This window comes from Streptomyces sp. NPDC014907 (assembly GCF_055562975.1).
Genome location: NZ_JBVHEG010000004.1, coordinates 489,232 through 503,342 on the forward strand (window position 1 = coordinate 489,232; position 14,111 = coordinate 503,342).

The following is a 14,111-nucleotide window of genomic DNA, read 5'->3' on the forward strand; positions in this document are numbered from 1 at the left end:
CGCGCGACGGGGGCGCCCCCGCTCGCGGAGTCGTCAGCACTCCTCCACGGGGCTCGCGGCGACGAGGGGGTGGGCGGCCCGTCCGTCCAGGAGCAGCGGGACGAGCGCGCGCTGCGACTGCCGCAGCGGTACGAACGCCCCCGTCCCCTCTCGCCGCACGACGACTCCGTGCAGGGCGAGTTCGTCGCCCGCCCCGGCGTACTGGGCGGCGTCCAGGCGGTAGCCGCACGGCGGGTCGGCGAGGACCTCGCCGGGCTCCGGGGGGTCGTTGTCGGCGCCGCCGAGGAAGACCGGGCCCCGGTCGGCGAGGCCGGCGAGCCGGGCGCGGGCGGTGGCCGCCGCCAGCCGGTCGCGCCGCTCGTCCAGGTAGGCGAACACCCCCTTCAGGGCGGCGTGCTGGGTGGCGACCCGGCGCCGGTGGCCGCGGGCGGGATCGTCCCGCTCGGCCGGGTCGAGCGCGTCCGTCCGGGTCTCCACCAGCAGGCCGGCCGCGTGTTTGATACCGGCCGTGTTGCGCAGGATCCGCTCCTGGCCGTCGCCCGCGACCTGCCGGACCGGTTCACCGGTGAGGGGGTCGGTCCAGATGCCGTAGACGCCGGTGCTGTGGCCGGCGAGTGCGGCGGCGGGCCTGACGTAGGACTCGGAGAGGGTCCGGGACTCGTCGTGGACGCCCGGGTCGGCGTCGAGGGTGCGGGGCCAGAGGGCGAGCAGGTCCTTCTCGTAGTACCGGGGGGTGGCGTCGTACTCGTGCAGGTCGTGGACGAGGTGGGGGCGCCGGTCGCGGACGACGGCGGCGATCGCCCGCGCCTCGGCGGTCCGCAGGGCGAGGTGGTCGCGGTTGATGTCGACGCCGGCGGCGTTGCCCCGGGTGCCGGCCTCCCGGCCGTCGGGATTCGCGGTCGGGACGACCAGGAGGGTGGTGCGGTCGAGGAAGCGGCGGGTCTCCCGGTCCCGGGCGAACGCGAGGTCGCGCACCGTGCTCAGACACGCCTCGCGGCCGGCGGGTTCGTCGCCGTGCTGGCTGCAGACGAGGAGCACGGTCGTGCCGGCCCGGGCGGCGCCGAGGGTGACGAGCCGGAGGGGGCGGCCCTGCGCGGTGGTGCCGATCTCGCGCACCGACACCCGCTCGCCCGTCCGGGCGACGGCCGCGAGGAAGTCCCGCTCCTCCGTCCCGGTCGTCCACCGGGCGCCTTCGGCGGTCTCGAACCCGGTGCGCGGCAACGGCCGCGCGAGGGCGCCGCCGGCCGTCCCGGCGGGGACGGTGACGAGCGGCAGGGCGAGCGCGGCGGCGCCCGCCGCGAGGGCGAGGACGCGCCGTGAACCCCGGCGCGCGGTGCGGGTGTTCACCGGGCGGCTCCTTCTTCGCGCGTGCCGGGACCCCGGCGCGCGACGGGTCTCCTCATCGGGCGGCCCCCGCTCCGGGCGGCCGGGGTCCGGCGGCGGCCGCCGGGGCGGCCGGGGGCGCGGCGGACGCGGCCGTGACCGTCGCCGGGGCGGGCCGGTACGGCGGCCGGGCCCCGCGGGCGGTCCGCTCTCGCATCGGCATGGGGCGGAACGTACCCCGGCCGGCACCCGCGCGAAAGGGTGCCGGAGGGAAGAGGGCCGTTCGGGGGTGGTCCCGGGAGGGAGGGGTTCGTGTCGGCCGAATGGCGATCGTGTGACGGGGGCCCTCTGGACGTGACGGTGCGTCGGAGCGCTGAATAGTGTCCTCGGCAAGGACCGACGACCACCCGCGCGTCTTACGTTTCTTATGACTTGGGGAGCATCCGTGCACCGCAGAATCATCGTTCCCGGCGCCCTCGCCGCCTCCCTCCTGCTGGCGATCCCGGCGTCGGCGGCCGATTTCGTCCCCGGCGCCCCGGGCATCGGCGACTCCTACTACCCCGCCAGCGGCAACGGCGGCTACGACGTCTCCCACTACGACCTGCGCCTGAGGTACCAGCCGGCGACGGACCTGCTCGAGGGGACCGCGACGATACTCGCGACCACCCGGCAGAACCTGTCCCGGTTCAACCTCGACCTCGGCCTGAAGGTCAGCGAGGTGCGGGTGAACGGCCGGGTCGCGAGGTTCGCCTCGTCCGGCGACCACGAGCTGGAGGTCACCCCGGCCGTCCCGCTGGAGAAGGACCGGCAGATCTCGGTCGTCGTCCGCTACGCGGGCAAGCCCTCCGAGTTCAAGGTCGACGGCTGGTCGGCCTGGGCCCGCACCCCGGACGGCGGTGTCGCCGCGCAGGAGCCGGACTCGGCCGTCTGGTGGTTCCCGTCCAACGACCACCCGCTGGACAAGGCCACCTTCGACGTCTCGGTCTCGGTGCCGGCCGGCCACCAGGCCATCAGCAACGGCGTGCTGCAGTCCCAGTCGACGGCCCTGGGCTGGACCCGCTACAACTGGCGCTCCGACAAGCCGCAGGCGACCTATCTGGCGACGCTCGCCGTCGGGAAGTTCGACATCACGACGGACCGCACGGCGAACGGGCTGCCGGTCCTCAATGCCTACAGCAAGGACCTGGGCGCCCACGCCGGCGCGGCGCGCGCCTCGATCGAGCGCACGACCGAGGTGGCGGAGTGGCTGGAGTCGGCCTTCGGGCCGTACCCCTTCAACTCCCTGGGCGGTTACGTGCCGAACGTGACCAGCGGTTTCGCCCTGGAGACGCAGACCCGGCCGTTCTACAGCCCCCGGCAGTTCGCCAACGGCGCGAACGTGTCGGTGGTCGTCCACGAGCTGGCGCACCAGTGGTACGGCGACAGCGTGTCCGTGCGGGACTGGAAGGACATCTGGATCAACGAGGGCTTCGCCCGCTACGCCCAGTGGCTGTGGTCGGAGAAGGAGGGCGAGGGCACGGCGCAGGAGCTGGCGGACTACGTGTACGCGCTGCGGGGGGCCGAGGACCCGTTCTGGACGGTGAAGCCGGGCGACCCGGGCCCGGAGAACCAGTTCCACGGCGCCGTCTACGACCGGGGCGCGCTGGCGCTCCAGGCGCTGCGCAACGAGATCGGCGACGAGGACTTCTTCGCGGTCCTGAAGGGCTGGCCGCAGCAGTTCGCGTACGGCAACGCGCGGGTGGCCGATTTCGTGCGGTACGCGGAGCGGGTGTCCGGCAAGCCGCTGGCCGGGCTGTTCGACACCTGGCTGTACCAGCCGTCGAAGCCGGAGGCGCCGGCGGCGGCCGCGGCCGGGCTGTCCGCCCCGGAGGCCGCCGCGCGGCGGACCGCCCCGGAGCCGGTGCGGCCGAAGTCGTGGGAGAAGATCGCGGCGACGAACACGGTCCACGACCACGGACGCGGGGAGCACGGCGGGCACTGAGCCGCGCGGCCCCGGAGGGCCGTCCGTCAGCGCTTCGCGCGGCGGGCGGCCTTCCGCGCGGTCCGGGCCAGGGGCAGGTAGCGCAGCCGTTCGGGCAGGACGGGGACCACGGCCCGGACGGCCCGCGCGAACCGGCGCAGGGCGCGTTCCTGGTCGTCCGTCCACTCCAGGCCGATGGCCTCGCGGGCGTCCGGCGGCATGAGGCCCACGGTGAGGAAGGCGCGCAGGCGCAGGACGGGGCGGCGCAGCACGGGCCAGAGCGGGCGGAGGACGAGCCGGAGCGGCAGCGGCCCCCGGTCGGGCGCGGGGACGGGCAGGTCGGGGTCGAGGAGTTCCCGCAGGACGGTGGTGACCTCCAGCTCCTCGGCGAGGACCTTCCGGTAGTACGGCCAGAACTCCTCGACGGTCTGCGGCATGTCCCGGTCGTGGATGCCGAGGACGCGGCCGACCCGGAGCCACTCGGCGTACAGCTGACGCTCCTGGGCCCCGGTGAGGGGGCGGGCGAGCAGGCCGAGGCCGTGCCGGTAGACGGGGAAGCCGGTGGCGTGCACCCAGGAGTAGAAGGCGGGGGTGAGGGCGTGGTAGCGGCGTCCGTGGGCGTCGGTGCCCCGGATCGCGCGGTGCAGCTCCCGGAGCCGGCGGCCCTCGCGCGCGGCCTCCTCGCCCCCGTAGATCCAGAGCTGGACCGAGCGCAGGGAGCGTTCGGCCCGGCCCCAGGGGTCGGTGCGGAAGACGGAGTGCTCGTCGACGCCGGCGCCGATCGCGGGGTGGGCGACCTGCAGGGCGAGGGCGGCGGGCAGCATGAGGAGCGCCCGGACGTCCCCGGCGACGCTCCACAGCACCCCGCCGGCGGGTGGCGGCGGGGGATCGACGGTCTTCGCGCGTTCCACGGTGCTCCTCCTCGTGCCTCCGGCCGGGCCCGGCCCGCACCTCCAGGGTGCACCACGCGTGACGAAGGGGCCGTCGCCCGGGCGACGGCCCCTTCCGGGTGGATACGGGGTCAGACGCGGTCGGCGCCGACCGGCTCGCCCACGATGCGGGCGGCGAGGGCGTGCGCCCAGGCGTCGACGTCGGCGTTGAGCTCGCGCTCGGCGGCGGCGCGCTCCTCGGCGATCCTCGCGGCACCGGCGGCGAGGATGGCGTCGCGCTCGGCGGAGCCCTCGGCGCGGGCGGCGGCGATGGCGGCCGAGCCCTCCTCGACGGCCTTGGAGCGGATGCGGGCGGCCTCGTGACGGGCCTCGGCGAGCTCGGACTCGTACTGCTCACGGACCCGGGCGGCCTCGGCGCGCAGGTCGTCGGCGCGTCCGGTGCCGCCGTCGATGGCGTCCTCGCGCTCGTCGAGGGTGCGCTTGACCTTCGGCAGGACGCCCTTCGCGAGGATGAGGAAGGTGATACCGAACAGCACCAGGCCGAGGATGAGCTCGGCCCAGACGGGGTTGAGCGGACCGAGGTCCATCTTGAAGATCTGTGCGTTCGCGAGGGTCATGCGCGCATTCTACCTGGACCAAATGGGTGCAAACGCGACACCGGGCGGAGAGTTGGCACGCCCGTGCGGGTGCGTCCAGATTCCCGGCACCCAGAGGCTACCGGAAGGTAACCGCAGCTGATTGTATGTGCCGCGCCACCCCAAACCCCCACGCCCCCAAGGGAGTTCACGTGTCACTCGCCGCGCCCCGCCGCGCCCCGGGCACCACCCTCGCCCTCGCGCTCGCCGTCGCCACCCTGGCGGCGGCCGCTCCGGCCGCGTCCGCCGCTCCCTCGCAGGCCGCCGGGGTCCCGCGGCTGAAGGTGCTCACGTACAACACGTTCCTCTTCTCGAAGACCCTCTACCCCAACTGGGGACAGGACCACCGGGCGAAGGCGATCCCCGCCGCCCCCTTCTTCCAGGGGCAGGACGTCGTGGTCCTCCAGGAGGCCTTCGACAACTCCGCCTCGGACGCCCTCCGGGCGAACGCCGCCGCGCGGTACCCGTACCAGACCCCGGTCGTGGGCCGGAGCAAGAGCGGGTGGGACGCCACCGGCGGGTCCTACTCCGCGACCACGCCCGAGGACGGCGGCGTGACGATCCTCAGCAAGTGGCCGATCGTCCGCAAGGAGCAGTACGTCTACAAGGACGCCTGCGGCTCCGACTGGTACTCGAACAAGGGCTTCGCCTACACCGTCCTGGACGTGAACGGCAGCCGGGTCCACGTCGTGGGCACCCACGCACAGTCCACCGACCCGGGCTGCTCGGCGGGCGAGGCGGCCCGGACGCGCAGCCTCCAGTTCAAGGCGCTCGACGCCTTCCTCGACGCCAAGAACATCCCGGCCGGCGAGCAGGTGATCGTCGCCGGCGACATGAACGTCGACACCCGTACCCCCGAGTACGGCACGATGCTCGCCGACGCGGGCCTGGTGGGGGCCGACGCCCGCACCGGCCACCCGTACTCCTTCGACACCGAACTGAACTCGATCGCCTCCGAGCGCTACCCGGACGACCCCCGCGAGGACCTGGACCACATCCTCTACCGCGCCGGGAACGCCCGGCCCGCCGGCTGGACCAACGACGTGGTCCCGGAGCGGAGCGCGCCGTGGACGGTCTCCAGCTGGGGCAAGCAGTACACCTACACCAACCTCTCCGACCACTATCCCGTCACCGGCTTCTGACCGGAGCGGCTACCCGAGGAGCCCGTACAGCCAGGCGCCGAGCACCGCGACGACGCAGAGCAGGACGAACCAGGAACCGGGGCCGGTGTGCCGCTCCCCCCGGGGGCGGCGGCCGGGGCGGGCGGCACGGGCCGCCCGCCCCGGCCTCTCCTTCTTCTCCCGCCTTCCCGGCCTTCCCGGCCTTCCGGCGCGGGACGGCCCCGGCGTAGGCCCGGCACCTCCGGCGGTCTCGGCGAGCAGCCGGCGGCAGACGGCCGCCAGCTCCGCCGTCCCGGCCGTCAGGTCGACGACCGCCTCCGCACGGGCCGGGGCGGTCGTCCCCCCGTCCAGAATCCGCCCGGCCCGCAGCAGGGCCCGGTCCTTCCCCCCGGTCGGCGCCAGGCTGATCCAGCGGCGGACGTGCTCGCCCCGGATCACCACGCCGCCGCCCCGCTCCCGGTAGACGGTGTGCTCCCGCCACAGGACCCCGGCCAACTCGACCGCCACGTCCCTGAGTTGCGTGTACATCTGGCTCCCCTGCCCCGACCCCCGATGCGAACAGGCGCCGACTCTAACGGTTCCCGCCGACCGCCCCCGCGGCACCCCGCCCCTCGCGCCCCCGGTGCACCGCGGGAGGGGCGCCGACGCCGGGCGGGAGGGCTCCGCCGGCCGGGAGACGACACCCCGCCCGTCAACTCCGGTTGACATCGCCCGCCCGTCAACCTATGTTGACAGCATGACCGATGCGACCGACCTCGCCGCACGGGCCGGCGACCGCGACCCCCGCGTCGGGTTGCGGGCCGTCTCCGCCCTGCGGCGACTGCTGGAACAACTGGAGGCCGTCCAGGTGCGCAGCGCGCGCGACCGGGGCTGGTCGTGGCAGGAGATCGCGGCCGAGCTGGGCGTCAGCCGGCAGGCCGTCCACAAGAAGTACGGGAGGCAGTGATGTTCGAACGGCTCACGAAGGCCGCGCGCGACGTGGTGAAGGGGGCGGCCGAGCACGCGGAACGCGGCGACGCGGCGGCCGTCGCGCCCGAGCACCTGCTGCTGGCCCTGCTCGACCGCCGGGACACCCGCGCCGCGGCGGCCCTCGGCCGGCTCTGCCCGCCCGACCGCCGCCCGTCCCTGCTCTCCGCCCTCTCCGACGCCCGGCGCAGGGCCGGGTTGTCCCGGGCGGACGCGGAGGCCCTGGCGGAACTCGGCATCGACGTCGGCGCCGTCGTCGCGCGCGTCGAGGAGACCCACGGCACGGGCGCCCTGACCGGCGACCGCGGGGTCGCCGGCCGGCGGACGGGCCGCCGCCCCTTCTCCCGCGAGGCGAAGGGCGTCCTGGAGAAGTCGCTCCGCGTGGCGCTGGCCCGCAAGGACCGGGAGATCGGCGACGAGCACCTGCTCCTGGCCCTCACCACGACCGGCGGCGTCGTGGCGGAGGTCCTGGCCGACCACGGCGTGACCTACGCCGCCGTCGACACCGCCCTCACCGCGGCCGCGCCGCTCTGACCCGGGGGCCCGGGAGGGAGCCGCCGTCCTCCCGGGTCTTTTACACGAGTGGTGAGACAGCAATACTGTTGAGCCATGGACCAGGGGAGCGACACGCAGGAGCCCGTGTACACCGTGGACGAGCTGGCCGCGCGGGCCGGGGTCACGGTGCGGACCGTGCGGTTCTACGGAACCCGGGGGCTGCTGCCGCCACCCGTCATCGGGGCCCGGCGGGTCGGGCACTACGGGCCGGAGCACCTGGCGCGGCTCGCGTTCATCGAGGAGCTCCAGCGGCAGGGCATGACGCTGGCCGCGATCGAGCGCTACCTGGAACAGCTGCCGTCCGACCTCAGCGCGCGGGACCTCGCGGTCCACCGGGCCCTCGTGGCGTCCTGGGCCCCGGAGTCCGCCGAGACGATCACCCGGCGCGAGCTGGAACGGCGGGCCGGGCGGGCGCTGACCGGGCGGGACGTGGACCGGCTGGCCGCGATGGGGGTGCTCGACCGGACCGACGAGGCCGACACCTACCGGCTCGACGGGGCGCTGCTGCGGCTCGGGGTGGAACTGCTCGACGTGCCCATCGAGCACGAGACGATCCTCGCCTCCCGGACCGTGCTCCTGGAGCACGCGCGCGCGGCCGCCCAGGAGCTCTCCCGGCTCTTCCGGGACGAGGTGTGGAGCCCGTACCGGGAGAGCGGGGAGGACCCGGACCACCTGAGCGCGATGAAGTCGCTCTCGGCGCACATGCAGCCGATGGTGATCCAGGCCCTCGTCACGGCCTTCCAGCGCTCGCTGAGCGAGGAGCTGAGGACGGCGTTCCGGAGTCCGTGAGGGGCCGTCCCGGAGTCCGGGACGGCCCCTCCCCCGGGGCCGCGCCGGCCGGTCAGGCGTCGGTGAAGACCTCGCCGCGCTCGGCCTTCTCCACCAGGAGGGCGGGCGGGGCGAACCGCTCGCCGTACGTCTCGGCCAGTTCGCGGGCGCGGGCGACGAAGCCGGCGACCCCACCCTCGTAGCCGTTGACGTACTGCAGGATGCCGCCGGTCCAGGCCGGGAAGCCGATGCCCATGATGGAGCCGATGTTGGCGTCGGCGACCGAGGTCAGGACGCCCTCCTCCAGGAGGCGGACGGTGTCGAGGGCCTCGGAGAACAGCATCCGCTCCTGCATGTCGCGGAAGGGGATCTCGTACCCCGGCTTGGCGAAGTGCTCGCGCAGGCCGGTCCAGAGCTTGCCCCGCTTGCCGTTCTCGTCGTACTCGTAGAAGCCGGCGCCGCCGCTGCGGCCGGGGCGCCCGAACTCGTCGACCATGCGGTCGATCACGGCCTCGCCCGGGTGGGTCGCCCAGACGCCGCCCGCCTCCTCGATCGCCCGCTTGGTCTCGTTGCGGATCTTGCGGGGCAGGGTCAGGGTCAGCTCGTCCATCAGGGAGAGGACCTTCGCCGGGTAGCCGGCCTGCGCCGCGGCCTGCTCGATCGAGGCGGGCTCGATGCCCTCCCCCACCATGGCGACGCCCTCGTTGAGGAACTGGCCGATCACCCGCGAGGTGAAGAAGCCGCGCGAGTCGTTGACGACGATCGGGGTCTTGTTGATCTGCCGGACCAGGTCGAAGGCGCGGGCCAGGGCCTCGTCGCTCGTCCGCTCGCCCTTGATGATCTCCACGAGCGGCATCTTATCGACGGGCGAGAAGAAGTGCAGGCCGATGAAGTCGGCCTGGCGCTCCACGCCCTCGGCGAGGACGGTGATCGGCAGGGTGGAGGTGTTGGAGCAGAGCAGCGCGTCGGGCTCCACGACGGACTGGACCTCCTGGAACACCTTGTGCTTGAGGGCGGTGTCCTCGAAGACGGCCTCGACGACCGCGTCGCAGCCCGCGAGGTCGGCGACCTCGGCGGTGGGGGTGATGCGGGCGAGGAGGGCGTCGGCCTTCTCGCGGGTGGTGCGGCCGCGCGAGACGGCCTTGTCGCACAGCTTCTCGGAGTACGCCTTGCCCTTGGCGGCGGATTCGGCGGAGACGTCCTTGAGGACGACCTCGATGCCGGCCCGGGCGCAGGAGTAGGCGATGCCGGCGCCCATCATGCCGGCGCCGAGGACGGCGACCTTGCGGACCGCGCGGGGCTCGATCCCCTTGGGGCGGCTGGCGCCGGAGTTGACGGCCTGGAGGTCGAAGAAGAACGCCTGGATCATGTTCTTCGCCGTCTGGCCGGTGACCAGCTCGGTGAAGTAGCGGGACTCGATGACGGAGGCGGACTCGAAGTCGACCTGGGAGCCCTCGACGGCGGCGGCCATGATGGCGGCGGGCGCCGGGTAGGGGGCGCCGTTGAGCTGCTTGCGCAGGTTGGCCGGGAAGGCCGGCAGGTTGGCGGCGAACTTCGGGTGCGAGGGGGTGCCGCCGGGGATCTTGTGGCCGGGCACGTCCCAGGGCTGGTGCGACTCGGGGTGGGTGTCGATGAAGGCGACGGCCTTCGCGAACATCTCCTCGGGGGTGGCGGCCAGCTCGTGCACCAGGCCGTTCTCCAGGGCGCGCCCGGGGTTGTACTGGGTGCCCTGGAGCAGCACCTTGAGGAGGGCGTCGGTGATGCCCATCAGGCGCACGGTGCGGGTGACGCCGCCGCCGCCCGGCAGCAGGCCGAGGGTGACCTCGGGCAGGCCGATCTTGGAGCCGGAGACGTCGAGGGCGATCCGGTGGTGGGAGGCGAGGGCGATCTCGTAGCCGCCGCCGAGCGCGGCGCCGTTGATCGCGGCCACGACCGGCTTGCCGAGGGTCTCGATGCGGCGCAGGGCCCGCTTCATCTCCAGGGCGCCCTCGAAGATGTCCCGGGCGTGCTCGGGGCCCGCCTGGATCATGTCCTTGAGGTCGCCGCCGGCGAAGAAGGTCTTCTTCGCGGAGGTGTAGATGATGCCCCGGATGGAGTCCTTCTCGGCCTCCACGCGGTCGGCGATCGCGGCGATCGAGGCCCGGAAGGCCTGGTTCATGGTGTTGGCGGACTGGTTCGGGTCGTCCAGGACGAGGGTGACGATCCCGGTCTCGTCCTGCTCCCAGCGGATGGTGGTGCTCTCGCTCATGACTGATGCTTCTCCGTAAGAAGGGGTTCGGACGGGACGGTCAGACGCGTTCGACGATGGTGGCGATGCCCATGCCGCCGCCCACGCACAGGGTGGCCATGCCGTAGCGCTTGTCCTGCCGCTCCAGCTCGTCCACGAGGGTGCCCAGGATCATCGCGCCGGTGGCGCCGAGGGGGTGGCCGAGCGCGATGGCGCCGCCGTTGACGTTGACCTTGTCCAGCGAGATGCCCATGTCCTTGGCGAACCGCAGGACGACGGCCGCGAAGGCCTCGTTGATCTCGACGAGGTCGATGTCGTCCATGGTCAGGCCGGCCTTGGCGAGCGCCTTGCGGGCCGCCGGGGCGGGGCCGGTGAGCATGATGGTCGGTTCGGAACCGGAGACGGCCACCGAGACGATCCGGGCGCGGGGCGTCAGCCCGTACCGCTCGCCGACCTCCCGGGAGCCGACGGCGACGAGGGCGGCGCCGTCCACGATGCCGGAGGAGTTGCCCGCGTGGTGGACGTGGTCGATCTCCTCGATCCAGTGGTACTTCTGCAGCGCCACCGCGTCGAAGCCGCCCAGCTCGCCGATGTCCGCGAAGGACGGCTTGAGCTTCGCGAGGGAGTCGGCGGTGGTGCCGGGGCGCATGTGCTCGTCGTGGTCGAGGACCGTGAGGCCCGCGCGGTCCTTGACGGGGACGACGGAGCGGGCGAACCGTCCGTCCTTCCAGGCCTCGGCGGCGCGTTCCTGGGAGAGGGCCGCGTACTCGTCGACGTCGCGCCGCGAGAAGCCCTCGATGGTGGCGATGAGGTCGGCGCCGATGCCCTGGGGGACGAAGTTCGTCTCCAGGTTGGTCATCGGGTCGGAGAACCAGGCGCCGCCGTCGGAGCCCATCGGCACGCGGGACATGGACTCGACGCCGCCGGCCAGGACGAGGTCCTCCCAGCCGGAGCGGACCTTCATGGCCGCCATGTTGACCGCTTCGAGGCCCGAGGCGCAGAAGCGGTTCTCCTGGACGCCCGCGACGGTGTCGGGGAGTCCGGCGGCGAGGGCGGAGATGCGGGCGATGTCGGAGCCCTGGTCGCCGACCGGGCCGACGACGCCGAGGACGATGTCGTCGACGGCGGCCGGGTCGAGACCGGGGTTGCGGCTCTGGATCTCCCGGATCAGGCCGACGACCAGGTCGATCGGCTTGGTGCCGTGCAGGGAGCCGTTGGCCTTGCCACGACCGCGCGGGGTGCGGATCGCGTCGTACACGTACGCTTCGGTGCTCACGGGAAGCCTTTCGCGAGGAGGGTGGGAGGGCGCCGCGGGTGCGCCGGGGGGGGTGGAGGTCAGCCGAGCAGGGAACGGCCGATGATCTCCTTCATGATCTCGGTCGTGCCGCCGTAGATGGTCTGGATGCGGCCGTCGGTGTAGGCCCTGGCGACCGGGAACTCGTTCATGTAGCCGTACCCGCCGTGCAGCTGCAGACAGCGGTCGGCCACCCGCTTCTGGAGTTCGGTCGCCCACCACTTGGCCATCGAGGCGTGCACGGCGTCGAGGGTGCCGGCGGCGTGCTCCTCGATGCAGCGGTCGAGGAAGGAGCGGGTGACGGCGCACTCGGTGGCCATCTCCGCGATCTCGAAGCGGATGTGCTGGAGCCGCGAGAGCGGCCGGCCGAAGGCCTCGCGCTCCTTGACGTAGGCGGTGGTGATCTCCAGGAGGTGTTCGGCGGCGGCGATGCCGGCGACCGCGATGGCCATCCGCTCCTGGGCGAGGTTGGTCATCAGGTGGATGAAGGCGCCGTTGAGCTCGCCGAGCAGGTTCTCCTTGGGGACGCGGACGTCGTGGAAGAACAGTTCGGCGGTGTCCTGCGACTTCTGGCCGATCTTGTCGAGGTTCCGGCCGCGCTCGAAGCCCTCCGCGCCCCGTTCCACGACGAGGAGGGAGAGGCCGTGGGCGCCGCCCTCGGGGGTGGTGCGGGCGACGACGACCACGAGGTCGGCCAGGATGCCGTTGGAGATGAAGGTCTTGGAGCCGTTGAGGACCCAGTGGTCGCCGCGGTCCTCGGCGGTGGTGCGGATGCCCTGGAGGTCGGAGCCCGCGCCCGGTTCGGTCATGGCGATGGCGGTGATGGTCTCGCCGGAGCAGAAGCCGGGCAGCCAGCGCCGCTTCTGCTCGTCGGTGGCGAGGGAGGTGAGGTAGGGGCCGATGATGTCGTTGTGCAGGCCGACGGCGAGGCCGGGGGTGCCGGCCCGGGTGAACTCCTCGGCCAGGACGGCGGCGTAGCGGAAGTCGGGGTTGCCGCCGCCGCCGTACTCCTCGTCGACGGCGATGCCGAGCAGGCCCTGCCGCCCGGCGGCGAGCCAGGCCTCGCGGGAGACGATGCCGTCCTTCTCCCACCGCTCGTAGTGGGGCAGCACCTCCTTCTCCAGGAAGGTGCGCACGACCGCCCGGAAGGCCTCGTGGTCCTCGGTGTAGATCCGACGCTTCATGCGGAAGTCTCCTGGGTGTGCAGGGAGGGTACGGCCCAGTCGCGGGCGACCTCGGCGGTGTCGGCACCGGGCAGGGCGGGGCCCTTGCGCAGGGTGCCGGGGGTGACGGAGAAACGGGGTGCGGGGGCGGGCTGGGTCAGGCCGCCGTACTCGGTGAAGGTCGCGCGGGCGGCCAGGTGCGGGTGGGACGGGGCCTCGCTCAGGGAGAGGACGGGGGCCACGCAGGCGTCGGAGCCGTCGAAGACGTCCGTCCACTCCTGGCGGGTCCGGCCGAGGAAGGCCTTGGCGACGGCGTCGCGCAGTTCGGGCCAGCGGGCGAAGTCGTGGCGTCCGGCGGCGGCCTCCCCGATCCCGAGGAGGCGGACGAACTCGGCGTAGAACCGCTCCTCCAGGGCGCCGACCGCCATGTGGCCGCCGTCCGAGGTCGCGTAGACGCCGTAGAAGGGGCAGCCGCCGTCGAGCAGGTTGGTCCCGCGCCGGTCCTGCCAGCTCCCGGCGGCCAGCATGGCCCGGATCATCGTGGTCAGGTGGGCGGTGCCGTCGACGATCGCGGCGTCCACGACCTGTCCCTCGCCGTGGGCGCGGGCGTGGTGGAGCGCGGCGAGGACGCCGACGACGAGGTAGAGGGAACCTCCGGCGTAGTCGCCGAGCAGGTTGGCCGGGACGGTGGGCGGGCCGTCCGGGTCCGGTCCGATCATGCCGAGCGCGCCGGTGATCGCGATGTAGCCGATGTCGTGTCCGGCGGTCGCGGCCAGCGGCCCGTCCTGGCCCCAGCCGGTCATCCGGCCGTAGACCAGGCGCGGATTGCGGGCGAGGCAGACGTCCGGGCCGACTCCGAGGCGTTCGGCCACGCCGGGCCGGTACCCCTCGATCAGGACGTCGGCGCCGGCCACCAGGTCGAGCACGGTCGCGGGACCGTCCCCGGCCTTGAGGTCGACCAGGACCGAGCGCTTGTTGCGGTTGGTCAGGTCGCGGGCGGGGTCGATGCCGAGGGCGTTGCCGCCGGGCCGGTCGACCCGGACCACGTCCGCGCCGAGGTCGGCGAGGAGCATCGCGGCGAAGGGACCGGGCCCGATGCCGGCCAGTTCGACCACGCGCACCCCTGCGAGCGGACCGTTCCGGGCGGTGTGCGTCGTGCTCATCGAGCCCCCAGAAGTATGTGACACCAATGATGTAACACCAGTGATG

The 14,111-nt window shown here is 73.5% G+C and carries 13 protein-coding genes; 5 read left to right on the forward strand and 8 right to left on the reverse strand.

The features are described from left to right. Positions 1–33: 33 nt before the first annotated feature. Positions 34–1,347, reverse strand: coding sequence for a M14 family metallopeptidase (locus ACZ3IL_RS14405; RefSeq protein WP_467390096.1), 1,314 nt, complete (start codon positions 1,345–1,347; stop codon positions 34–36). 421 nt (positions 1,348–1,768) lie between these two features. On the opposite strand from ACZ3IL_RS14405, the gene ACZ3IL_RS14410 reads away from it, so the two are divergent. Continuing rightward, a complete protein-coding gene (locus ACZ3IL_RS14410) occupies positions 1,769–3,304 on the forward strand; it encodes a M1 family metallopeptidase (protein ID WP_467390098.1) in 1,536 nt (511 codons plus the stop codon). Between the two features lie 26 nt (positions 3,305–3,330). Here ACZ3IL_RS14410 and ACZ3IL_RS14415 read toward each other — a convergent pair whose 3' ends face one another. Both ACZ3IL_RS14415 and ACZ3IL_RS14420 read right to left on the reverse strand, forming a co-directional pair. After that, a complete protein-coding gene (locus ACZ3IL_RS14415) occupies positions 3,331–4,194 on the reverse strand; it encodes an oxygenase MpaB family protein (protein WP_467390100.1) in 864 nt (287 codons plus the stop codon). A 110-nt stretch (positions 4,195–4,304) separates the two neighbouring features. After that, positions 4,305–4,790 carry a F0F1 ATP synthase subunit B family protein gene (locus ACZ3IL_RS14420; RefSeq protein WP_467390102.1) on the reverse strand — a complete coding sequence of 162 codons (486 nt, stop codon included), beginning with the start codon at positions 4,788–4,790 and terminating at the stop codon, positions 4,305–4,307. Positions 4,791–4,915: 125 nt separating this feature from the next. On the opposite strand from ACZ3IL_RS14420, the gene sph reads away from it, so the two are divergent. Then, entirely contained in the window at positions 4,916–5,950 is a 1,035-nt protein-coding gene (sph, locus tag ACZ3IL_RS14425) for a sphingomyelin phosphodiesterase (RefSeq protein ID WP_467390104.1), read from the forward strand. Positions 5,951–5,959: 9 nt separating this feature from the next. Here the strand turns inward: sph and ACZ3IL_RS14430 are convergent, their stop codons facing one another. Continuing rightward, positions 5,960–6,457 (reverse strand): hypothetical protein, encoded by a 498-nt coding sequence (locus ACZ3IL_RS14430; RefSeq protein ID WP_467390106.1) that lies wholly within the window; start codon positions 6,455–6,457, stop codon positions 5,960–5,962. A 208-nt stretch (positions 6,458–6,665) separates the two neighbouring features. Here ACZ3IL_RS14430 and ACZ3IL_RS14435 point away from each other — a divergent pair, with 208 nt between their 5' ends. The 3 genes from ACZ3IL_RS14435 to ACZ3IL_RS14445 all read left to right on the forward strand — a co-directional run bounded on the left by ACZ3IL_RS14435 (position 6,666) and on the right by ACZ3IL_RS14445 (position 8,239). Continuing rightward, on the forward strand, positions 6,666–6,875 hold the full coding sequence (locus tag ACZ3IL_RS14435; protein WP_467390108.1) for a helix-turn-helix domain-containing protein: 210 nt from the start codon (positions 6,666–6,668) through the stop codon (positions 6,873–6,875). After that, complete coding sequence (locus ACZ3IL_RS14440) at positions 6,875–7,429, forward strand: Clp protease N-terminal domain-containing protein (RefSeq protein WP_467390110.1); 555 nt, start codon at positions 6,875–6,877, stop codon at positions 7,427–7,429. Before ACZ3IL_RS14435 ends, ACZ3IL_RS14440 begins: the two co-directional genes overlap by 1 nt. 75 nt (positions 7,430–7,504) lie before the next feature. Continuing rightward, a complete protein-coding gene (locus ACZ3IL_RS14445; protein ID WP_467390112.1) occupies positions 7,505–8,239 on the forward strand; it encodes a MerR family transcriptional regulator in 735 nt (244 codons plus the stop codon). A 52-nt stretch (positions 8,240–8,291) separates the two neighbouring features. Here ACZ3IL_RS14445 and ACZ3IL_RS14450 read toward each other — a convergent pair whose 3' ends face one another. From ACZ3IL_RS14450 to ACZ3IL_RS14465, 4 genes are read right to left on the reverse strand one after another with little or no spacing between them, the layout of a single operon-like run. Then, positions 8,292–10,466, reverse strand: coding sequence for a 3-hydroxyacyl-CoA dehydrogenase NAD-binding domain-containing protein (locus ACZ3IL_RS14450; protein WP_467390114.1), 2,175 nt, complete (start codon positions 10,464–10,466; stop codon positions 8,292–8,294). A gap of 40 nt (positions 10,467–10,506) precedes the next feature. Next, positions 10,507–11,721, reverse strand: a complete 1,215-nt coding sequence (locus tag ACZ3IL_RS14455) for an acetyl-CoA C-acetyltransferase (protein WP_467390116.1) — start codon at positions 11,719–11,721, stop codon at positions 10,507–10,509. Between the two features lie 59 nt (positions 11,722–11,780). Then, positions 11,781–12,923 carry an acyl-CoA dehydrogenase family protein gene (locus tag ACZ3IL_RS14460; protein WP_467390118.1) on the reverse strand — a complete coding sequence of 381 codons (1,143 nt, stop codon included), beginning with the start codon at positions 12,921–12,923 and terminating at the stop codon, positions 11,781–11,783. After that, on the reverse strand, positions 12,920–14,065 hold the full coding sequence (locus tag ACZ3IL_RS14465) for a CaiB/BaiF CoA transferase family protein (protein WP_467390120.1): 1,146 nt from the start codon (positions 14,063–14,065) through the stop codon (positions 12,920–12,922). Before ACZ3IL_RS14465 ends, ACZ3IL_RS14460 begins: the two co-directional genes overlap by 4 nt. Positions 14,066–14,111 lie beyond the last annotated feature (46 nt).